The 20,970-nt window shown below is 69.1% G+C and carries 22 protein-coding genes; 6 read left to right on the plus strand and 16 right to left on the minus strand.

Annotated features, from left to right (window positions below; all coding sequences use genetic code 11):
- The first annotated feature begins 95 nt into the window (after window positions 1-95).
- Entirely contained in the window at window positions 96-911 is an 816-nt protein-coding gene (locus ACIQLK_RS11245) for a ParA family protein (RefSeq protein WP_400364864.1), read from the plus strand.
- A 48-nt stretch (window positions 912-959) separates the two neighbouring features.
- Here ACIQLK_RS11245 and ACIQLK_RS11250 read toward each other — a convergent pair whose 3' ends face one another.
- The 3 genes from ACIQLK_RS11250 to ACIQLK_RS11260 all read right to left on the minus strand — a co-directional run bounded on the left by ACIQLK_RS11250 (window position 960) and on the right by ACIQLK_RS11260 (window position 2,807).
- A complete protein-coding gene (locus ACIQLK_RS11250) occupies window positions 960-1,505 on the minus strand; it encodes a MerR family transcriptional regulator (protein ID WP_400364865.1) in 546 nt (181 codons plus the stop codon).
- A 100-nt stretch (window positions 1,506-1,605) separates the two neighbouring features.
- Window positions 1,606-2,286, minus strand: coding sequence for a MerR family transcriptional regulator (locus tag ACIQLK_RS11255; RefSeq protein WP_400364866.1), 681 nt, complete (start codon window positions 2,284-2,286; stop codon window positions 1,606-1,608).
- Window positions 2,283-2,807 (minus strand): FHA domain-containing protein, encoded by a 525-nt coding sequence (locus tag ACIQLK_RS11260; RefSeq protein WP_400364867.1) that lies wholly within the window; start codon window positions 2,805-2,807, stop codon window positions 2,283-2,285. The genes ACIQLK_RS11255 and ACIQLK_RS11260 overlap by 4 nt, the downstream gene beginning before the upstream one ends.
- Window positions 2,808-3,018: 211 nt before the next feature.
- On the opposite strand from ACIQLK_RS11260, the gene ACIQLK_RS11265 reads away from it, so the two are divergent.
- Both ACIQLK_RS11265 and lpdA read left to right on the plus strand, forming a co-directional pair.
- Window positions 3,019-3,588 (plus strand): copper resistance protein CopC, encoded by a 570-nt coding sequence (locus ACIQLK_RS11265; protein WP_400364868.1) that lies wholly within the window; start codon window positions 3,019-3,021, stop codon window positions 3,586-3,588.
- Window positions 3,589-3,617: 29 nt separating this feature from the next.
- Window positions 3,618-5,018 carry a dihydrolipoyl dehydrogenase gene (gene lpdA / locus ACIQLK_RS11270; protein ID WP_400364869.1) on the plus strand — a complete coding sequence of 467 codons (1,401 nt, stop codon included), beginning with the start codon at window positions 3,618-3,620 and terminating at the stop codon, window positions 5,016-5,018.
- A gap of 113 nt (window positions 5,019-5,131) precedes the next feature.
- On the opposite strand, the gene ACIQLK_RS11275 is transcribed toward lpdA, so the two are convergent.
- The 8 genes from ACIQLK_RS11275 to ACIQLK_RS11310 form a co-directional block, all read right to left on the minus strand.
- Complete coding sequence (locus tag ACIQLK_RS11275) at window positions 5,132-5,761, minus strand: CYTH domain-containing protein (RefSeq protein WP_400364870.1); 630 nt, start codon at window positions 5,759-5,761, stop codon at window positions 5,132-5,134.
- A complete protein-coding gene (locus ACIQLK_RS11280; RefSeq protein WP_065570835.1) occupies window positions 5,751-5,993 on the minus strand; it encodes a response regulator in 243 nt (80 codons plus the stop codon). The genes ACIQLK_RS11275 and ACIQLK_RS11280 overlap by 11 nt, the downstream gene beginning before the upstream one ends.
- An 87-nt stretch (window positions 5,994-6,080) precedes the next feature.
- Window positions 6,081-8,564, minus strand: a complete 2,484-nt coding sequence (locus ACIQLK_RS11285; protein WP_400364871.1) for a glycogen/starch/alpha-glucan phosphorylase — start codon at window positions 8,562-8,564, stop codon at window positions 6,081-6,083.
- A gap of 85 nt (window positions 8,565-8,649) precedes the next feature.
- The gene (locus ACIQLK_RS11290; protein ID WP_400364872.1) at window positions 8,650-9,663 is read right to left on the minus strand and encodes a YihY/virulence factor BrkB family protein; all 1,014 of its coding nucleotides are present in this window, start codon (window positions 9,661-9,663) and stop codon (window positions 8,650-8,652) included.
- Window positions 9,664-9,738: 75 nt separating this feature from the next.
- Window positions 9,739-10,260: a prepilin peptidase gene (locus ACIQLK_RS11295; RefSeq protein WP_400364873.1), complete on the minus strand. Its 522-nt coding sequence runs from the start codon at window positions 10,258-10,260 to the stop codon at window positions 9,739-9,741.
- 4 nt (window positions 10,261-10,264) lie between these two features.
- Complete coding sequence (locus ACIQLK_RS11300; protein ID WP_400364874.1) at window positions 10,265-10,561, minus strand: DUF1905 domain-containing protein; 297 nt, start codon at window positions 10,559-10,561, stop codon at window positions 10,265-10,267.
- Between the two features lie 57 nt (window positions 10,562-10,618).
- Window positions 10,619-11,605 (minus strand): aldo/keto reductase, encoded by a 987-nt coding sequence (locus ACIQLK_RS11305; protein ID WP_400364875.1) that lies wholly within the window; start codon window positions 11,603-11,605, stop codon window positions 10,619-10,621.
- 10 nt (window positions 11,606-11,615) lie between these two features.
- Window positions 11,616-12,578, minus strand: a complete 963-nt coding sequence (locus ACIQLK_RS11310; protein ID WP_400364876.1) for a LysR family transcriptional regulator — start codon at window positions 12,576-12,578, stop codon at window positions 11,616-11,618.
- A gap of 80 nt (window positions 12,579-12,658) precedes the next feature.
- Between ACIQLK_RS11310 and ACIQLK_RS11315 the strand changes: the two genes are divergently transcribed.
- Entirely contained in the window at window positions 12,659-13,699 is a 1,041-nt protein-coding gene (locus ACIQLK_RS11315) for an aminotransferase class V-fold PLP-dependent enzyme (protein WP_400364877.1), read from the plus strand.
- A 6-nt stretch (window positions 13,700-13,705) separates the two neighbouring features.
- On the opposite strand, the gene ACIQLK_RS11320 is transcribed toward ACIQLK_RS11315, so the two are convergent.
- Window positions 13,706-15,373: a cation:proton antiporter gene (locus ACIQLK_RS11320; RefSeq protein ID WP_400364878.1), complete on the minus strand. Its 1,668-nt coding sequence runs from the start codon at window positions 15,371-15,373 to the stop codon at window positions 13,706-13,708.
- Between the two features lie 78 nt (window positions 15,374-15,451).
- Between ACIQLK_RS11320 and ACIQLK_RS11325 the strand changes: the two genes are divergently transcribed.
- Window positions 15,452-16,618: a hypothetical protein gene (locus ACIQLK_RS11325; protein WP_400364879.1), complete on the plus strand. Its 1,167-nt coding sequence runs from the start codon at window positions 15,452-15,454 to the stop codon at window positions 16,616-16,618.
- 8 nt (window positions 16,619-16,626) lie between these two features.
- Here the strand turns inward: ACIQLK_RS11325 and ACIQLK_RS11330 are convergent, their stop codons facing one another.
- Complete coding sequence (locus ACIQLK_RS11330) at window positions 16,627-17,040, minus strand: hypothetical protein (RefSeq protein WP_400364880.1); 414 nt, start codon at window positions 17,038-17,040, stop codon at window positions 16,627-16,629.
- Between the two features lie 118 nt (window positions 17,041-17,158).
- Here ACIQLK_RS11330 and ACIQLK_RS11335 point away from each other — a divergent pair, with 118 nt between their 5' ends.
- The gene (locus ACIQLK_RS11335) at window positions 17,159-18,181 is read left to right on the plus strand and encodes an NADPH:quinone reductase (protein ID WP_400364932.1); all 1,023 of its coding nucleotides are present in this window, start codon (window positions 17,159-17,161) and stop codon (window positions 18,179-18,181) included.
- 1 nt (window position 18,182) lies between these two features.
- Here ACIQLK_RS11335 and ACIQLK_RS11340 read toward each other — a convergent pair whose 3' ends face one another.
- The 3 genes from ACIQLK_RS11340 to ACIQLK_RS11350 all read right to left on the minus strand — a co-directional run bounded on the left by ACIQLK_RS11340 (window position 18,183) and on the right by ACIQLK_RS11350 (window position 20,963).
- Window positions 18,183-19,091 carry a DUF4303 domain-containing protein gene (locus ACIQLK_RS11340; RefSeq protein ID WP_400364881.1) on the minus strand — a complete coding sequence of 303 codons (909 nt, stop codon included), beginning with the start codon at window positions 19,089-19,091 and terminating at the stop codon, window positions 18,183-18,185.
- Between the two features lie 93 nt (window positions 19,092-19,184).
- Complete coding sequence (locus tag ACIQLK_RS11345; RefSeq protein ID WP_400364882.1) at window positions 19,185-19,514, minus strand: ribonuclease E inhibitor RraB; 330 nt, start codon at window positions 19,512-19,514, stop codon at window positions 19,185-19,187.
- Between the two features lie 891 nt (window positions 19,515-20,405).
- Window positions 20,406-20,963: a hypothetical protein gene (locus ACIQLK_RS11350; RefSeq protein ID WP_400364883.1), complete on the minus strand. Its 558-nt coding sequence runs from the start codon at window positions 20,961-20,963 to the stop codon at window positions 20,406-20,408.
- Window positions 20,964-20,970: the final 7 nt, after the last annotated feature.

The raw sequence follows: 20,970 nt of genomic DNA on the forward strand, positions 1-20,970 counted from the left end.
TCATCACCTCTGTCAGGTGCGGGGCCGCTGCGCCGAGGCCACCGAGGTACGGGCTGAGTACCCTCACAGCCTAGGGGACGGTAACGTTGAGCCTTGTGCACGTACTCTCCGTCAGCTCCCTCAAAGGTGGCGTCGGCAAGACGACCGTGACCCTGGGCCTCGCCTCCGCGGCGTTCGCGCGCGGGGTACGGACCCTTGTCGTCGACCTTGACCCGCAGTCCGACGTGTCGACGGGCATGGACATCCAGGTCGCCGGGCGGCTGAACATCGCCGACGTCCTCGCGAACCCGAAAGAGAAGGTCGTCCGTCAGGCGATCACCTCGAGCGGCTGGGCGAAGGTCCACCCCGGCACGATCGACGTGATGATCGGCAGCCCGTCGGCCATCAACTTCGACGGCCCGCACCCGAGCGTCCGCGACGTGTGGAAGCTCGAGGAGGCTCTCGCGACCATCGAGGCCGACTACGACCTCGTCCTGATCGACTGCGCGCCGTCGTTGAACGCTCTGACCCGCACGGCGTGGGCGGCATCCGATCGTGTCGTCGTTGTCACGGAACCGGGACTCTTCTCCGTCGCCGCCGCCGACCGCGCTCTGCGCGCCATCGAGGAGATCCGGCGCGGTCTCTCGCCCCGGCTGCAGCCCCTCGGCATCGTCGTGAACCGCGTGCGCCCGCAATCCATCGAGCACCAGTTCCGGATCAAGGAACTCCGCGACATGTTCGGCCCGCTCGTGCTCACCCCCCAGCTGCCCGAGCGCACCTCGCTGCAGCAGGCGCAGGGCGCGGCGAAGCCCCTTCACATCTGGCCCGGCGACTCCGCGCAGGAGCTCGCAGCCGACTTCGACTCGCTGCTGGATCGGATCGTCCGGACGGGTCGGATCCCGGTCGCCGGAACGGCGTCGTCTCCCGCCTGAGCCGTCAGGCCACGGGAAGCAGGATGCCTCTCGGCATCCGGAGCGGCATCAGGCCGTGCGTGCGGCGCGACGAGCGGCGAGCTCGTCCATCTGCTCGGGCTGCTGCGCGTCGAAGTCGACGAGGGTCGTCTCGACCTCACGCAGAACCTTGCCCACGGCGATGCCGAACACGCCCTGACCGCGGCTCACGAGGTCGATGACCTCGTCGTTCGACGTGCAGAGGTAGACGGATGCACCGTCGCTCATCAGGGTCGTGCCGGCGAGATCGCGGATACCGGCCGCGCGCAGCTGATCGACGGCGATGCGGATCTGCTGGAGCGAGATGCCCGTGTCGAGCAGACGCTTGACGAGCTTGAGCACAAGGATGTCGCGGAAGCCGTAGAGCCGCTGCGAACCGGAGCCGCTCGCACCACGGACGGTGGGCTCGACGAGTTCAGTGCGTGCCCAGTAGTCGAGCTGCCGGTAGGTGATGCCTGCGGCGCGGGCTGCCTGAGCACCGCGGTAACCGACTTCGTCATCCATCTCCGGGAGGCCGTCGGTGAACAGGAGTTCGGTCGAGAACTTCTGCTCGCCCAGCGCGTCGTGCGCGGTCATCGAGGCCTCCTGCAGGTGAGTGGTGATTCCACGCTAAAGGAGGGAAGGGTCTGCGGCAACGACATCCGGCTCGGGGGTGTCGGCGTGTCGCGAACGCCCGTCACGGCGTCAGTCGTTCGAGCGCGGCGTTCACGAAGACCTGACGGATCTCCTCCAGCCGACGCGCGAGTTCCGGGGCGGTCTCACTGGCCTGCGCACGGGAGCCGGCGTCCGTGCGGCGCAGCAACGGGGCGATCGCGCTCTCGATGAGCGAGACCTCGCGTTCGACGCTCTGGCGGATCGTCCGGACGTGACGCGGTTGGATGCCGTGAGCGTTCAGGGCGACGAGGGAACGGAGGATGCCGAGGGCGCGGTCGTCGAAGGACTCGGCCGCGCCGATCAGTCCGGCCGAGACCGCCTCGTTCATCAGCCCCGTCGTGGCGCCGGCCGCCGCGATCAGCTCGTCCCTCCGATAGCGTCGCGTCGTCTGGACGATCGAGGCCGGGGGCGCCGGGGCGACCTCGTCGCCGTGCTCCTCGAGGTACTCCCGGATGCGGGCCAGCGGGATGCCGAAGTCTCGCTGCATCGTCAATGCCGTGCGCAGCCGGTCGACGTCCGCCGACGAGAACTTGCGATAGCCGGAATCCGTCCGGACCGGGGTGACGATGCCCTGCACCTCGAGGAATCTGAGCTTGCTGGCGGTGAGGGCCGGGAACTCGGGACTCAACCGTGCGAGGACCTGGCCGATGCTCAATGACCCGGAGGACGCTGCTCGTCCCCGGGTCGCGGCGGCCGGACTCACGCGCTGATCGCCCGCTCGGCGGGGGCGATGAAGAAGTTGAGACGGAACTTGCCCACCCGGACCTCGGCGCCGTCCGTGAGCGTCGCACGGTCGACGCGCTCCCCGTTGACGTAGGTGCCGTTGAGCGAGCGCTGGTCGATGAGCTCGAAAGTCGATCCCGTGCGCGTGATCTCGGCGTGACGACGCGAGACGGTGACGTCGTCGAAGAAGATGTCGGCCTCGGGGTGGCGCCCGACGGTCGTGACGTCCGTGTCGAGCAGGTATCGAGCACCTGCGGTCGGACCGGACCGCACGATGAGAAGGGCGGCACGTGCGGGGAGGGCGTTGATCGCCTCGACCTCGGCGGCCGTCAACTCGGCCCCGAACGGCACGAAGGACAGATCGGAGTCATGCCCGAAAGTCTGCGTCGAGTCCACGAGTCGCGGGTGCGCGGACGTCTCGGCACCCCGATGGATGTCGCCGTTCGGTCGCTGAGTGTCGTCCACGATGTCCTCCTTCTTCCACAGTAACCGATCGGTCATGCTCTCGGATGCCGGGCGTCCCGGTTCGAGAGCGCGCCGACGACGATTCCCCGCCCATCGTCGGGCGTCGATCGGAACCCCGCCTGGGTAGCCTGGCGCACACAGCCCCCGGGACACAAGAAGTCCCGCCCTCGCCGACGCATGGTAGCGGCCTCTCGCCGTCGACGACAGGGTGACCGCTGCCGGAGGTGCGCGGGCTACCCTCTCGCTCATGTCCTCCCGCACACGCCCCACGTCCCGGCGCGCAGGTGTCGTCGCCGCGACCGTCGCCGCTCTGCTGCTGCTCGTTCCGGCACCCGCGGCATCCGCCCACGACGAACTGCTCTCGTCGGATCCGACCGCGGACGAGATCGCCGGAACCACCCCGGACAGCATCACCCTCACCTTCAGCGACGCGCCGTCGACCGAACCCGGGGCGACGCAGTTCGCGGTCTACGACGAGGCCTGCACGAACGTCGCCACCGGCGATCCGACGATCGAGGGCAACACCGTCTCGCAGGCGATCGATGGTCCGGTCGAGGGCGCTGTCCTCGTGCAGTGGCGGGTCGTCTCGAGCGACGGTCACCCGATCTCGGACGAGTACACGTTCTCCGTCGGAGAGGACGGCAAGGTCGCCGCCGCAGAACAGTGCGGCGAAACCCTCGCAGAGCAGGCGGAAGGGTCCTCCGAGGGCTTCAACGCGGTCCCGTATGCGGTCGGTGGCGCGATCATCTTCATCGCCGTCGGCGTCGTCATCGCCGTCGCCATCGTGCGCGGCCGACGGGGTGCGACGAAGGAGTGAGGGCACCCGCGGCGGACTAGGCTGGAGACATGCCTCACTACGACGTCGTCATCCTCGGTGCCGGCCCCGGCGGCTATGTCGCGGCCGTCCGCTCCGCACAGCTCGGACTGTCCACCGCCATCATCGAAGAGAAGTACTGGGGCGGTGTCTGCCTCAACGTGGGCTGCATCCCCTCCAAGGCTCTTCTGAAGAACGCCGACCTCGCGCACACCTTCACGCACAAGGCCGACCTGTTCGGCATCAGCGGCGACGTGAACTTCGACTTCGGTACGGCATGGGATCGCAGCCGCAAGGTCGCCGACACCCACGTCAAGGGCATCCACTTCCTCATGAAGAAGAACAAGGTGACCGAGTACGAGGGTCGCGGCTCCTTCGTCGACGCGAAGACCATCGAGGTCACCAAGACCGACGGCTCGACCGAAACCGTCACCGCCGACAACGTCATCATCTCGACCGGCTCGACCGTGCGACTGCTCCCCGGCGTCACCCTGAGCGAGAACGTCGTGACCTACGAGGAGCAGATCCTCACCCGCGAGCTGCCGGACTCCATCGTCATCGTCGGTGCGGGCGCCATCGGCATGGAGTTCGCGTTCGTCCTGAGCAACTACGGCGTCAAGGTCACGATCATCGAGTTCCTCGACCGCGCCCTTCCCAACGAGGACGTCGAGGTCTCGAAGGAGATCCAGCGGCAGTACAAGAAGTACGGCATCGAGATCCTCACCTCGACCAAGGTCGAGTCCGTCGTCGACTCCGGCGACAAGGTCACCGTGTCGTACTCCGCGAACTCCGACGGCGCGAAGGGTCAGATCGAGGCCGACAAGGTCCTCATGTCGATCGGCTTCGCCCCGCGCGTCGAGGGCTTCGGACTCGACAAGACCGGCGTGAAGCTGACCGACCGTGGTGCGATCGAGATCGACGACTACATGCGCACCAACGTCGAGGGCGTCTACGCCATCGGTGACGTCACCGCCAAGCTCCAGCTCGCCCACGTGGCCGAGGCGCAGGGCGTCGTCGCCGCCGAGACCATCGGCAAGGCGGAGACGCAGACGCTCGGCGACTACCGCAACATGCCCCGTGCGACATTCTGCTCGCCGCAGGTCGCCTCGTTCGGTCTCACAGAGCAGCAGGCCCGCGACGCCGGTTACGACGTCAAGGTCGCGAAGTTCCCCTTCTCGGCCAACGGCAAGGCCAACGGTCTGGGCGAGCCGGTGGGCTTCGTGAAGCTGATCGCGGATGCCGAGCACCTCGAGCTGCTCGGCGGCCACCTCATCGGCCCCGACGTCTCGGAGCTCCTCCCCGAACTCACGCTCGCGCAGAAGTGGGATCTCACGGCGCTGGAGGCGGCACGCAACGTGCACACGCACCCCACGCTCTCGGAGGGCCTGCAGGAGGCGTTCCACGGCCTCGCCGGCCACATGATCAACCTCTGATCACCGGGAAGGACCTATCGAAACGCATGGGTCTTCAGTAACCTGACGATCACGACTGACGCCGCCCCGAACGAAGCCGGGGGCGGCGTCAGTGCGTTGACCGGTTGTCGAGGTCAGAGGCCGAGGGCTCGTTCGAGCTTGGAGCCCGACGTCGAGACCTCTCCCCCGGCGGCGCGGACCAGATCATCAGCCGCCTCGAAGAGCGCGTCGCGGGCCGCGGCATCCGTCGGCGCCGCGGGACCGAGCTCGAGCTCCCACTCCCGCCAGGTGGTGTCGACACCCCGGCGCACATCGGTCGCCGTGACACGGTCGTCGACGAATTCGGCGAGAAGCCCACCTGCCGCGTCGAGCAAGGCGTACGCCGTCCGCGAGTTCCTGATACGAGCGAGCGGCGCGAACGGCGGCTCGGCGATCTCCGCGAGGGCCTTCTCCACGGACGGCGGCACGACGATGTTCTCGGGATCGCCGTCGTCGAGGGGCCACCGCGACTCGGCCTTACCCTCGGGTGTCACGCGTTTGATGTGCCACCCCTCGTCCGGACCGCCGCTGCGCCGCCGGAGCGCCACGCGTGCCCGCCCGAGCGAGCCGTCCGCGGTGTCGAGGTAGTGTGCATCCAGCTCGCGCGGCTCAGGTGCACCGACGACATCGACGCCGGGAAGCTGTGCCCAGTCGGGCAGAGGCGTCCCGGCGTCGACGTCGTAGGTCCGCTCGATCTCGAGCGAGTGCTCCGGCTCAGTCGTCAAGGGTCGAACGGTCGTCGCGCTCGTCGGCGGACGGATCGATGTCGTCCTGCGCGGCGACGAAGTGGAAGTCGGCGGACGTCGGCCCGTCGCTCTCCCCGGTGTTCTCATCGGCGCCACTGCGCTCGTAAGTGATCTGCGTCTCGCTGTAGGGCAGGATCAACTGGTCCGTGTCCTCCTCGAGCGGGATGACCTGGCCGTCGAGCGGTCCGCCGTGAAGTCGTGCAATAGCCATTGTGTACCTCCGGGTCCGACTCTAACCGCGGGGGCGCCTCGGTTCGCGATGCCTTGTCAGCGCGCCGAGCCGGTGATAACCGCCGGCTCAGACGATCGGCGGAGTGTGCCAGATGCGATCGATGTAGTCGCGCATCGACCGGTCCGATGAGAAGAAGCCGCATCGCGCGACATTCAGGATGGCTGCACGCGTCCAGGCGTCCTGATCGGCGTACAGGGCGTCGACACGCTTCTGAGCTGCAATGTAATCGGTGTAGTCCGCGAGCGCCATGAAGGGGTCGTGATGGATCAGATTCGACACGACGGGTTCGAAGACGGATGCGTCACCGTCCGAGAACGCTCCGGAGGAGACGAGATCGAGGGCGCGGGACAAATTCTCGTCCGCGCGCACGAAGTCGATGGGGTGGTACCCACGCGCGTGGAGGTCGGCGACCTCGGGCTCGGCCATACCGAACAGGAAGAAGTTGTCGTCGCCGACGAGTTCGCGGATCTCGACGTTCGCTCCGTCGTCCGTGCCGATCGTCAGCGCGCCGTTGAGGGCGAACTTCATGTTGCCGGTCCCGGACGCTTCCTTGCCCGCGAGGGAGATCTGCTCCGACAAGTCGGCGGCGGGGACGACTCGCTCGGCCAGGGTCACGTTGTAGTTCGGCGGGAACAGCACCTTCAAGCGACCCTCGACGCGCGAGTCGTCGTTGACGACGGAGCCGACCGCATTGATGAGGTGGATGATCCGCTTCGCCATCGCGTACCCGGGGGCCGCCTTCGCGCCGAACACGAAGGTCCGGGGCGTCACCTGGTCGGGCGTGACGCGCCCGGAGACGATGGCGTCGTACTCCGTGATGATGTGGAGCAGCTTGAGAGTCTGACGCTTGTACTCGTGCAGCCGCTTCACCATGACGTCGAGCAGGTGGTCGTCGGCCACCGTGAAGCCGTCGCGTTCGGCGAGGGTCCGTGCGAGGGTCCGCTTGTTCGCGGCCTTGACGGCTCGGAACGCGGAGCGGAACTCGGCGTCGTCGGCGTACTCCTCGAGCTCACGCAACCGATCGAGATCGGTGAGCCAGCCGGCACCGATCGTGTCGGTGATGAGCCGCGAGAGTCCTGGGTTCGCGAGACGCACGAAGCGGCGGGGCGTCACTCCGTTCGTGACATTCGTGAACTTCCCGGGGTAGAACTCGTCGAAGTCCGGCAGCACCTTCTCGCGGAGCAGCTGCGAGTGCAGTTCGGCGACGCCGTTGACCTTCGAGCCCGCGACCGTGGCGAGATAGGCCATCCGGATCGCGCCGTCGGGTGAGACGATCGACATCCGCCGGATCCGGTCCTGGTCGTCGCCGAACCGCTCCCGGACCTCTTCGAGGAAGTCGTCGTTGATCCGGTAGATGATCTCCAGGTGCCGGGGCAGCAGGCGGCCGAGCAGGTCTGCCGACCACACCTCGAGCGCTTCGGGCAGCAGCGTGTGGCACGTGTAGGCGAAGCACCGCTGCGTGATCTGCCAGGCGGCATCCCACTCGATGTTCTTCTCGTCCACGAGGACGCGCATGAGCTCGGGGACCCCGATGACGGGGTGCGTGTCGTTGAGCTGGAAGATGACCCGGTCGGGCAGGTTCGCGAGATCGAAGTCGCTCGGCAGGATGAGGTTCACGAAGTCGCTGATGGATGCCGCCACGAAGAAGTACTGCTGCTGCAGACGCAGCTCCTTGCCCTGCGGCGTGGAGTCCTCGGGGTAGAGCACCTTCGAGATGTTCTCGGCGTAGGTCTGCGCACGAACGGCCTCCTGGTAGTCGCCCGCGTTGAAGACCCGCAGGTCGAAGCCCTGCGTCGCCTGCGCGCTCCAGAGCCGAAGCGTGTTGACCCTGCCGTTGTGGTAGCCGGGGACCATGTAGTTGTAGGGCACTGCGAGAACGTTCCACGCCGGCACCCACCGCGTCCGTTCGATTCCCCCGTCGTCGTACGTCTCGGTGTGACCGCCGAAGGAGATCGTCTGCGCCGCCTCGGGGTGCGGGAACTCCCAGGGCGAGCCGAGCGCGAGCCAGGAATCGGCCTGCTCGACCTGCTGACCGTCGACGAACGTCTGGCGGAAGATCCCGTACTCGTAGCGGATGCCGTAACCGATGCTCGGTACGCCCAGCGTCGCGAGCGAGTCGATGAAGCAGGCGGCGAGTCGACCGAGCCCGCCGTTGCCGAGGCCGGGCTCGACTTCCATCGCCCGGACGTCCTCGAGGTCGAGGCCGCAGGCGACCAGCGCCTCGTCGGCGATATCGGTGAGGCCCGTCGCGAGGAGGTTGTTGTCGAGTTGGCGGCCCAGGAGGTACTCGGCCGAGAGGTACGCGACGCCCTTGGACTGGATGGATCGCTGACGGCGGACGTCCTCCAGCCACCGCGCCATCAGGTAGTCGCGGACCGTGGCGGCGAGCGCGAAGTAGCGGTCGTTGGCCGTCGAGGTCGACAGAGCGACCCCGCGCCCGTTGTTCAGATTGCGGAGGTACTGCGTCACGAAGCCGTCCACGGTGGGCTCGGGTGCCTGGACGGGCGCGAGGGCGATGGGGTGACTCGGTTGAAGGCGCGGGTTCTTCACGCTTCGACGGTACACACACTGCCCGGCGGCATCGAGGGGATGCGCCAGAGTTCACACAGAGGTGATGCGGTCGTGATGGGCGTGCTCAGCCCGCGCGTTCGGCGGCGAGCGCTTCGCGCGCGGCGTGAAGCTCGTCGGTTGCGGCCTTGACCTGATCCTCTGCGGTCTGCACGCGGCGCTCGACGAGCGTGGTCGCCCCGTGGACGCGTCGCACCCGGTCCTCGCTCTCGAGCGTCGCAGCGACGATGTACGACGAGGCGATGAGGATCACCTGGCACGAGAGGTTGATCCACAGGAGCAACGCGATGAGCGAGGCGAACGACGCCAGCAGCGGATTGGATCCCGCACCGCCCACGAACAGGCTCGAGAGCTGCTGGAGGACGGTGAGCCCGAACCCGCCGATCAGGGCGCCGACCCACAGGGCCTTGGCGGGAGCGCGGACACCCGACAGAGTGCGGAACAGCAGGGCCACGACGGCGGTGTCGAGGAGGAACGTGACGAGGATGCCGACCCCGGCGCTCACCGCGACGGTCACCGGGCTGTCGGCGGACACGCCGATGAACTCGGAGACGATCCCGACACCCGCCGTGCCGAGCACCGTCGCCACCGCCGCGGCCGCCAAGCCGGCGCCGATGACGATGGCCAGGACGAGGTTCCGCGCCAGCACGAGGAGGAACAGGGTGTCGTCGTGCACCTTGTCTGCGATGATCCGCAACGCGGTGCGGAGCGATCCGATGGCTCCGATGGCCGCCATGATCAGACCGATGAGCGAGAACACGCCCGCCAGTGAGAAGGCGACCGGCTGGCTGAGGCTCTCGGTGTCGACGAGTCCGCCCTCACCGACGAGGCCCGGGATCACCCGATCGACGGCGTCGATGAGCCCCTGCCACGCCTGCGGGTTGCCGGCGAGCCACAGCGCCGCGACCGAGAAGCCGAGCAGGACGCCGGCGAAGACGCTGAAGAGCGTGCGGTACGTCACGCTGTCGGCGAGCATCGGGCCTCGACGTTCGCTGTACCGGAGGTACGCGCGGACGATCCGCCAGGACAGCGCCTTCGCGATCAGGCGCGGGACCAGCGGGGTCTTCGTTCGGTCGGCCATGCCCTCACGCTAGCGAGCGAGGGGGGCCGCTCGAACACCCTTGCGTCGCGGCACGTGATCTGGCATCCGCGCCCGTCAGAGCCCGACCCGGTCCGTGATCTGTCCTCCGAAGACGATCCCGGTCCACGCGCCGAGCAGCATCCAGGGCCCGAAGGCGACCGCGGTGCGCCGGCCCGCCCGCCGCGTCGCGAGAAGGATCGTCCCGTACAGTCCGCCGAACACGAATCCCGCGAACGCGCCCACGGCGAGCGCGGACCAACCCGCCCAGCCGAGGGCGATGCCGAGGACACCGGCGAGCTTGACGTCTCCCCCGCCCATGCCCCCGCCCGCGGCGCGGAGGAGCAGGTAGAACGCGAAGAGGACCACGCCTCCGACGACCGAGCGCCACAGCGACGACCACGGCGCACCCGACAGGCACGCGATGACGAACAGTCCGCTGAGCACCGGGTATCCGGGAAGCACCCAAGCGTTGGGCAGACGGTGGGTACGCGCGTCGATGACGGCGAGCACGACGGAGGCGACGGCGAGCCACGCGTAGGCCGCGGCGACGGCGAGGAGCGCGAGGGGACTCGGAGCATCGGCGAACGGTGCGGGCATCGGGTCACCCGTCGAGCACGTCGAGGCGAACCCGCACCGTGTCACCGTCGGAGATCCCCTCCCGCTCGCGCACCGACCGCTTCAGCGGGAGGACGTACACACCGCGAGCGGCGTCGGGGAAGATCGAGGTCCGCCACTTCGACGAGCCGACCGTCGCCTCGACGGGGACCGATCCGAACCCGCGGCCCGGACGCGGCACGTCGCGGATGTCCGCGCTCACCTCATCGGGAAGCGGCACGAAGTACCAGTCGTCCCTCCGCGATTCCCAGCGGAACAGGACTCCGGCGACGTCGACGATCATGAGGTCACGGTAGCGATGTCGCACGCACCTCGGCGCGCGGCATCCCCACCCCGGCTCTCACCACTGCGGGTGGATGTCCGCGCGGAGCCTGCGGTCGTAGACGTCGACGACCGCGGCGGCGAACGTCTCGAGATCTGCGGGATCGATCGACCCGGCGGCGGCGTTGCTGCGAGCCTGAGCTGTCGTTCGGGCGCCGGGGATGACGGAGGTGACGCCGGGGCGGGAGGCGATCCAGGCGAGGGATGCCGCGGGCAGCGACACCCCGTCGGGGAGGGCCGCGGCGAGCTCGTCCGCCGCGACGAGGCCGGTCTCGTAGTCGACTCCCGAGAAGGTCTCCCCCTTGTCGAACGCGTCGCCGTTGCGGTTGAAGGAACGGTGGTCGTTGCTCGCGAACGACGTCGAGCCGGTGTACTTCCCGCTCAGGAGACCGGAGGCCAGCGGTACCCGGGCGAGCACGGCGACGCCGGCGGCTTCGGCGGCGGGCAGCACCTCGTCGAGCGGCTTGAGCCGGAAGGGGTTGACGATGATCTGCACGTTCGTCACACCGGGGCGCGAGATGGCGGACAGCGCCTGATCGCACGTCTCGACCGAGACGCCGTAGGCCGCGATGGCTCCGTCGGCGACGAGGGCGTCGAGGGCGTCGTACGTCTCGTCGGCGTCGATGACGGCCGACGGCGGGCAGTGGAGCTGCACGAGGTCCAGGGTGTCGACCCCGAGGTTCGCGCGCGACCGGTCCGTCCACGCGCGGAAGTTGTCGGGGGTGTAGTTCTCGGGCTCCTGCGCGAGACGGCGCCCCATCTTGGTCGCCACGGTCACCCCGTGGCCCGGGTGGGCGGCCAGGAACCTGCCGATGAGGGATTCGCTGCGCCCGTTCCCGTACACATCGGCCGTGTCGAAGAGGGTGACGCCGGCCTCGACGGACGCGGCGAGGACATCGAGCGCGTCCGTTTCGGAGACGTCGCCCCAGTCCGCTCCCAGCTGCCAGGTGCCGAGACCGATGGTGGACACGGAGCGGCCGGTGGCGGCGAGGGGGCGTTGTTGCATGAGCCTCACCCTACTTCGGGGCCGCCGCCTCGGGGTCGGGTCCCGTCATCTCCGCGACCGCTCCCTCAAGATGTCGGAGGACCGTCGCGACGGCGGGGACCCGAGCCGCGCCGCGCGCGGACACCGCGTGGAGTTCTCGCCGATCCCGCGAGGCGAGCGGACGCGTGAGGACGCCCTCGACGAGCGGGAACGACGCGACGGCGAGACGCGGCAGCGTGGCGACACCGACCCGCTGGGCGACGAGCTGCTCGACGGCGGCGACGTTGTCGGTCTCGAAACGGATGCGCGGGGTGAAGCCCGCGCGGGAGCAGGAGTCGAGGAGGTGGCTGCGGCACCGGGGACATCCTGCGATCCAGTCGTCCGCGGCGAGGGTCTCGAGGTCGATGACGGCGTCGGACGCGCGCGCGTGACCCTCCGGCAGGATCAGGACGAGGTCCTCGGCGCCGATCCGCCGGGCGTCGAGGCCGCGGATGCTCTCGCCGTGGGCGTCGGTCCCGTCGCCGGGGTGGCTGAAGGTGAGGGCGATGTCCGCACGGTCGGAGCGGACGGCGGCGACCGCCTCGGGCGGCTCGGCCTCGACGTAGGTGAGCGAGACGCCCGGATCGGTTTCGGCGAGGCGCCGCATCAGTCGCGGGAGGACGGTCGGCGACGCGGACGGGAAGCCGACGAGGCGGACGGTGCCGGTCCGCCCACCACTCAGGTCGGCGAGCTCACCGGCGACCGCGCCGAGCGCTGTGGTGATCGACGAGGCGTGACGAGCCAGGATGCGGCCCGCCTCCGTGAGCCGCATCCTTCTGCCGACGCGCTCGACCACCGGCATCCCGAGACGTGCTTCGAGGCGTCGGATCTGCTGGCTGACCGCCGGCTGACTGTAGCCGAGGGCGGTCGCGGCCGCGGTCACCGAGCCCGCGTCGCCGATCGCCTTGACGATGCGGAGTTCGGCGACGGAGACATAGGGAAGCGAAGACGGCACGATGACATATAACGCTGAGTCATGGAATCGATGCAATACCTGCCGTAGTGCACTCTGACCCGGATCGGGACGATGGTCTCATGACTCTCTCCCCCGCCGACGTCCGCGCCGCGTTCCCCGACGCTCGGGGATACGTCGCCGCGTGCACCGCCGGCATCCCGACCCGCGCCACACGCGCTGCCGTACGCGCGGACCTCGACGCGCTGCCCGATCCCGTCCGCTACGCGGCGGTGGCAGAGCGATGCCGTGCGTCGTTCGCGGATCTCGTGGGCGTCGCCCCCGGGTCCGTCGCCCTCGGCGCTCAGACCTCGGCGATGGTGAGCCTGCTCGCGGCATCCCTCCCCGACGGAGCGGTCGTCGTCTGTCCGGACGGCGAGTTCTCGTCGCTGGTCCTCCCCTTCGTGCACGCCGGTCGCGGCGTCACGGTCCGCACGGTCCCGCTCGAGGCGCTCGCCGCGTCGATCGAACCGGGCGACGCGTTGGTGGCCTTCTCGATCGTGCAGTCCTCGACGGGGGCGGTCGCCGACGCGGACGCGATCGTCGCGGCGGCGCGGGCCCACGGTGTCCGCACCCTGTGCGACGCGACGCAGGCGGTCGGATGGATGCCGGTGGACGCCCGCGACTTCGATGCGCTCGTCTGCCACGCCTACAAGTGGCTGTGCGCACCGCGCGGTGTCGCTTTCCTGACGGTCACCGAGGACCTGGCGGCGACGATCACCCCCCGCCAGGCGGGGTGGTGCGCGGGATCCGACCCGTGGGCGTCGTGCTACGGAGCGGGCGCGGAACTGGCGGCATCCGCTCGACGGTTCGATGTCTCACCCGCGTGGCAGGCTTTCGTCGGTGCGGAAGCCGCGCTCGCCCTGTTCGCCGACGCGGACCCGATCGCGTTGCGCGACGAGGTCACCGGGCTCGCCGCAGCGTTGCGGGAACGCCTGGGCGTGCCGCAGCCCGCGCGAGCGACGCCGATCGTGACCTGGCGCGACGAGGACGAGGCAGACATCACCCGCCTGCGCGAAGCCGGGATCGTCGCCTCGAGCCGAGCCGGGAACGCCCGTATCGCGCTGCACATCTTCAACGACCTGCGGGACGTCGACGACATCGCCCGCGCGCTGGGGCGTTGATCGGGATCAGCCCCGGTCGGAGCGGAGTTCGATGGCGATCTGCGACGCGTCGATGACGGCGAGTTCGTGCGCGAGCACGTCGGCGTCGAAGGTCCCGCTGTCGCGCGCGTCGAGCAGCACCTTGCGCTGCACGGCCAGCACCTCGAGCCGTCGAGCGCTCTCGATCTCGAAGATCCGGGACCGATCCGCGTCTGCCGGCCGTTCCGCCGCCGGAACGGTCGCAGCGCTGTCGCGGAGCAGGTCGAGGATGTGCCGACGTTCTTCGCGTTCACGCTGCCGAGTCTCCTCCTGCGAATCCGCCGGCGTGAGCGCGGTGACCAGTGGGGCGACCGTGGCTCCTTGCCCGACGAGGGAGAGGACGGCCACCGCGAAGGCCACCAGGATGAGGACGGACCGCTGCGGCGTGTCCTCGGGGAGCGTCTGCGCGGCGGCGAGCGTGATGGCACCCCGCATCCCGGCCCACACCACGAGCGCGCCCTCCCGCCATCCGAGTGGGGCCTCCTGGAAGTAGCGGATGTCTGCCAGCCCTCGAGTCACGCGCGGCCCGAAGCGCCGCACCGTGTCGCGCGAGACCGTCCGTCCCCGGCGAGCGAACGCGTCGACGAGTTTCTTCTCACCTTCCTCGCTCTCGAGCCGATGAGCGATGGTCTCGAGTCGGGGTTGCAGCCGGCGAACGCGCCGCGCACTGAGCGAGAGGAGGGCGAGCAGGGGCGCGACGTATCCCGCGCGGACGACGACGGTGAGCAGCCATGCCCCGACCGCGACGAGCAGGGCCGGCGCGACGCCGGCGTGGACCGCCTGCACGTCCGAGATGATCGTCGTGAGCTGCAGACCCATGAACAGGAAGACGAGCCCCTCGAGGATCAGCTCGATCGTGCGCCAGTTCTGCGCGTCCGAGAGGCGGTTGCGCGCCGAGAAGACACGCGGCCCCCCGACGCCCGTGATGATGCCCGCCACGACGGCGGCCACGAGCCCCGAGGCCCCGAGCATCTCCGCCGGGATCGCGGCGAGGAACGGCACCGTGAAGGACAGGACGGTGTTCACCGTCGGATCCGTCGCGCGACGACGCACGGTGAGGTTCAGCCAGCCCAGGAACGCTCCGATCAGCACGGCGACGACGACCGCGTAGGCGAACGTGCCGACCGCACCCCAGAACGAGAAGGATGCCGCGGCCGCCGCGATGGCCGTGCGCAGCAGCACGAGCGCCGTGGCGTCGTTGAGCAGACTCTCGCCCTCGAGGATCGCGACGACGCGTTTGGAGACCGGGGTGCGTTTGATGATCGACGTCGCGACAGCGTCGGTCGGGCTGACGATCGCGCCGAGAGCGACACCCCACGCGAAGCCGAGATCGGGGATCACGATCATGAAGAACACGCCGAGGGCGAGCGCGGTCCCGATGACGAGGAAGACCGACAGCCCGGCGATCGCTCCGAACTCGCGGCGGAAGTGCATCGCCGGCATCGACACCGCCGCCGAGTACAGCAGGGGCGGCAGGATGCCGAGCAGGATCCACTCCGGGTTTAGGACGAAGTCGTCGAAGACCGGCAGGAAGCTCCCGCCGAACCCGACGGCGACCATGAGGATGGGCGCCGCGATGCCCGCCCACCGGCCGACGACCGTGGTGAGGGCGACCACGAGAAGAGCGACCACGAGGCCCAGGAGTGTCTCAATCACACCGAAAGCCTCTCAGAGCATGCCGGCTCGGACGGACGATTTCGGCCAGTTCGTCGCCCGCCGATAGGCTCCCGGATCGTGCTTCGCCTCGTCTTCTCCGCAGCTGTGGGCGCTCTCATCGGCGGCGCCGTCGCCGCCCTGGTCGGTCCTCCCGGGGCCGGCGTCTGGGTCCTCGCGATCGCGGTGCCCATCGGCATCCTCAGCGTGGTCTTCACACGACTGGGGGCGTCGGGCCTCGCCTCTACATCCGTGTCACAGGATGATCTGACCCGCGCACGGACCGAGGATCGTCTGGGTGTGGCGAGGATCGAGGCAGTCCGCCAGACCGGGACGCAGATCAACGATCAGCCCGTGTGCGAGATCGATGTGACGGTACAGCCGCGTCGAGGCGCAGCGTACGCAACAACCCTCCGCAGCATCGTCCCGCTCGTCGAACTCGCGTCGGTGCGTCCCGGACCGGCGGCGCTCCGACCGGTCGCGATCCTCATCGAGGGCGGTCCCGAGTTCGGCTTCATCGACGGCGAGGTCTCACCCGAGGAGATCGCGGGTCTCATCGTCCCTCCGCAGGGATCGGTCCCGACGTTGGCATGGCCGAAGGCGCAACGCGTGGTGAACGGCGCGCGACGCGGTCCGCTCCTGGGCGTCGGTCCGCGCGGGCGGGTGCTGCGCGGCATCCTCTTCACCGTCGTCGCGCTCGCCGTGGCAGTCGCCGTCGTCGCCCCGTACAGCCGCGCCGTCGTCATGACCGCGCAGGCGGCGCAGGACGGGCGCATCGGCGTGGACCTGCGACGGCCCGACGAACTGGCGGTCGCCGTGCAGGCCCTCGAGGACGAGATCGGGCACGACAACGTCAGTTCCGTGCTCATACGGTCCGACTTCATCCGCGTCGAGGCTCCTCTCACGCCCGGGGACACCGAGACCGACGTCTGGATGTACCGAGGCGGGGTCGTCGACCACGAGGGCGCCGCGCCCTCGCAGCCCGACCTCGCGGCCGAGCAGTTCTCCTGGATTGACATCGCCCTCTCGAAGGTGTGGACGCTGATGGAGAGGGCGTCCGCGGAGTCAGGCATACCGGTCGGCGACGCGAGCGCCGTCGTCTCGCGGGGCACCGACGGCGACATCGACAGCGAGACCTTCGGAGAGTCCGTCGAGGCCCCCGAGATGTTCATCTCGCTTCGCACGGACTACAAGAACGTCTCGTTCCGGGTGAACGCCGACGGGTCGGGAGATCTCGTCTCGCAGTGACGCCGGCCTCAGGCGGCCGTGAGCTCCGTCGGCTCAGGAAGCGACCGCATCGCGTCCGCGCTGGGGAGATCGACACGCAGACGGGTGGTCCCCGGACGGGGACCCGCCCCGTTGACGATCGCCGCGCCACCCAGACGCGCTAAGGGAGCGGCGAGCGAAGCGGAGGCTTCCGCCGGAAGATAGCCGACGACGCGGCCGTTCGAGTGGACGGCGATGTCTGAGGCGCGGCGGGTGCGCCCGCGGTGCATCCGCAGCACGTACAGCCGATCGTCCCGGGTGCGACGTTCCGGATCGTCGACGAGGTAGTAGGTCCGTTCGACGTCGACACGCGACGTCGGGAGGTCACGGAGGTCCGGGAGATCGTCGTGCGATCGCGTCCGGCCGATGAGGGCGTGACAGAGATGTTCGAGCCAGGTGGGCACGGGGCCCCCTTCCTGCACGCGACATGAAACTCATGCCGCTGCATCGAGCCTCCCACAGCGCGCCTGGCAATCCCCCGGTCTCGGAATGCCCGCGCGCTACGGTCGGTTCATGCACCACATGAAGGCCATCGTCTACCGCACCCCGGGCGCCTCCGACGTCCTGTCCCTTGTCGACCGAGACATCGCCGACCCCGGCGCCGGAGAGGTGCGCGTGCGCATCGCCGTCTCCGGCGTGAATCCGACCGACTGGAAGTCCCGCGCCGGGGGTACGGCGCGCGCGGCCTTCGCCGAGACCGTGCCGAACCAGGACGGTGCAGGAATCGTCGACGCAGTGGGACACGGCGTCGAAGGACTCGCCGTCGGCGACCGCGTGTGGGTGCACCTCGCGCAGCATCAGCGCCCGACGGGCACGGCGCAGGAGTACACGGTGGTACCGGCATCCCGAGCCATCCGCCTCCCCGAGGGCATCGACTTCGCTGTCGCCGCGAGCCTCGGCGTTCCCGCCGTGACCGCGCACCGCGCCCTCACAGTCCACGAGGACGGGCCCGCTCGCCTGGCCCCCGGAGCGCTCGACGGACGCACCGTGCTCGTCGCGGGCGGCGCCGGCGCCGTCGGGCACGCCGCGATCCAGCTGGCCCGGTGGGCGGGCGCGACGGTCATCACCACCGTGAGCTCCGACGCGAAGGCCGAGCTCGCGCGGGCGGCCGGTGCGCACCACATCATCGACTACACGCAGGGCGACCTCGTCGAGAACATCCGCGAGGTCGCGCCCGACGGCGTCGATCAGATCATCGAGGTGTCGCTCGCGACGAATGCGGCGGTCGACGCCGAGGTGGCCGCAGGGCACGCGGTCATCGCTTTCTACGCCGACGACAACGGCGACACGTTCAGCATGCCGATCCGGCCCACCTTCGCGAAGAACATCCGGGTGCAGGGCGTCCTGCTCTACACGGTCGGAGAACCGGCTCTGGATGCCGCCGTCGCCGACATCACCCGCGCACTCGAAGACGGTGCGCTGCCGGTCGGCGAGGACGCGGGTCTGCCGCTGACCTGGTTCCCGCTCCAGGAGACCGCCGCCGCGCACGACGCGGTCGAGGCAGCGACGGTCGGTAAGGTGCTCATCCGCGTCGCGGAGCTGTGAGTCAGAGCGCGTCCCGTCGAGTGGCGATCCACCCGACGAGGTCGTCGGTCACGAAGTCGGCCTCGCCGGGGACGTCGGAGGTGATCGCGCCGAGGTCGAGGCGGAAGACCTCGGCAGCCGACCGCCCGCGCTCCGGACGGAACTCACCCGGCGCGGATCTCATGAGGTACCCGTACCCGCCGCTGACGTCACCGACGAGCAGCCATCCCGGTGCGTACTCGGCGACCTCGTAGGTCTCGTTCCGCTCAGCGATGTCCGCCGCCGAGTACAGAGTGGTGCCATCGTCGAGCTCGAGGCCATCGGTCACGCGCCAGAGGCCCGCGAGTGACGGGTTCGGTGCCGCTGAGATGTGAGCATCGGATGCCGGCGGCCGGTCCCCCGGCTGCGCGCGCAGGACCGGGCCTTCCGCCGCTTCGGCGAACCACCGGTCGTGGAGAACACTGTGCGGATTGAGCCGCCGGACGTAGCCGACGTCGAGGCGATCGGGCGGCATGGTCGACACCGACAGCAGAACTCGTTCGCGGGGCTCTCCCGCCCCGAACACACCGCTGACGTCGACGACGCGCAGGGCTTCTTCGAGCGTGGCCATGCGATCGAGGAACTCGGCGAGGGAGGCATCCGGTCCGAGGTCGGCGAGCATCCCTCGGGCGCTCCACGACTCGTCGAGCGCGGCGAAGCGTCCGTCTCCGATGATCGCAAAAGGCGAGTCGGCGAGGTTCCACTGATCGTCACCGTGGGTCGTCAGGCTGAGGTAGGGGCGGAGGGCCTCGCCGGTCGTCAGGAGCGCGACGAGGCACAGGCCGTCACGCACCTCGAGAGGGAGCTCGGCGAGCGCCTCCTGAGTCGCCTGCGCGATCTGCGTGGCGAGGTCGTCGTCGGGGATTGCAGGTCGGTGGAATCCGTCGGTCACGCGAACAGGTTGGCACGCGCTCGGCCGACACTCCACCCCGGCGCTCTTCCGTCTGAACAGTGGCTCTCCCCCGCAGCCGGCGGGGGTTGAGGGTCAGGCCTCGACGGTCGCGCCCCACCCGTCGTAATCGCCTCGGTGGCGTTCGACGATGTCGACGACCTCACGCAGGAAGCGAGCAACCTGATCATCGCCGAGCGCTTCGGTCCGCGTGGCCTTCAGGACGGTCTTGAGGCCACGGCGAGCGCGTGCCACTTCGAACCCTGCCGTGATGAGGTCGTCGGCCGCCGCCTGCGCCTGGGAGCGCCTCGAGAAATAGGCGAAGTGCTCGACGAGCCGTGGTGTCTCGAGCACGTCACCCATCTCGGCACGCTGTTGTCGCTGCGGCGCCCACATGGAGAGCTGGTACTCGTACGTCGACGTCATGCCCCCCAGTATGTCGGGCGGGATGCCGCGGGCCGCGCCTCTCGCGAGGGCGACCCGCGGCATCCGTCTCAGCGGACACCGCCATCAACTGGATCCGGCACCTCCTCGATAAGCCTGTGGAGGTGGTGTGGGCGTCGACCTGGGGCGAGCATGCCAACACGTACTTCACTGGCCCCTTAGGCCTTCCGGATCTTCCCGTCGCTACCGTGGACGACGGTGTCTGGGACGAGAGTTCGCCGATGTGGAAGGCAAGGCAGCTGGGGGCGAGGTTTCCCGGACGCCCGCTCGTCTGGGTGGACGACGTGATCCCAGCGGCTGCGAGGCGGCTGCTCTTCGGATCACGAGACCCTCAGGACCAGCCGATCACACAAGTGCACCGAGTCACCGATCGAGCCTCAGGTTTCACCGCCCTCGACGCATCGCGCCTCGATGGCTGGCTCAAAGATGTCAGCAATCGCCATTCGACCCCCGACTGACACCGCTCCCGCTCCACCAGGTCGATGAGACGCGCACGTGGAGCGGACCTTCGTATCAGTCTGCGGTGCACCTTCTTCGGCTCTCGTGAACCACAGCGACGGGTTGGGCTTTGGTAAGCAGCCACGGTGCGAGCGGTGCAAGATGCGCGATAGGAGCGCACAGATCAACTCAGCCCCAAACGTTCCGCGACCCGCATCGAGCTGCCCATCGCCCTGATCGGCTTGATAAGCCGTCAACGGACACCCAAATCGACTTCCCCTCTCCCAGAACTCGAACCCATCGCGCCATCGCGATCGGATCCAGCCAGGGATCGACTCGATCACCCGTGAGCCCCGCTCAGGGTCCTTCTGATAGCTGGATACCGGCCCCGATCCACCGAGACCTGGCGACGAGCAGCTTCGGCCGTCAACCCGGCTAGGGTGCGTCGCCGAGCTCCTCCACGGGCCGGTCCATCTCGTCAAGGCAGGCTTGCTCCTGATCGGCTGGGCACATGATGATGCGTGCCGGCAGCGTGTCACGGTAGGTGATCTCCCCGACCCGATAGGTGACCTCAACTCCACTCCGGATAGACATTTCCTCGATCACGCCGCGGTACCCGATGAGGATCTGGTAATGCCCCGAGCCCGCAGGGATGCGGGCACCCTCCGCCTCCAACACCTCGCCGTCGAGGCCTTCGATCGGCGGATAGGAGTCGAACGACTGCCACGTGCCGTTTTCTCCGAGAGGACCGGAGATCAAAGCGCCGAGCACTGTCACCTCTTCGGCGTCGCCGACTGAGCGGATCGACTCGATGACGACATCAGCGTCATCGAGCGCGGCGAACGTTTCGAAGCCGTCAGTGAACTCCATCTCCGGCTCGTCGACCACGTATACATAGGCATGCGGACTATCGGCGACATGCGCAAAGAGAGGCCCGGTCGGCAGGCTGCTCGCACCGCATGCCGACGCCAACACCAACGTCGACACGGTCAACGCCGCC

This window comes from Microbacterium sp. NPDC091382, assembly GCF_044757025.1.
Lineage (GTDB): Bacteria > Actinomycetota > Actinomycetes > Actinomycetales > Microbacteriaceae > Microbacterium.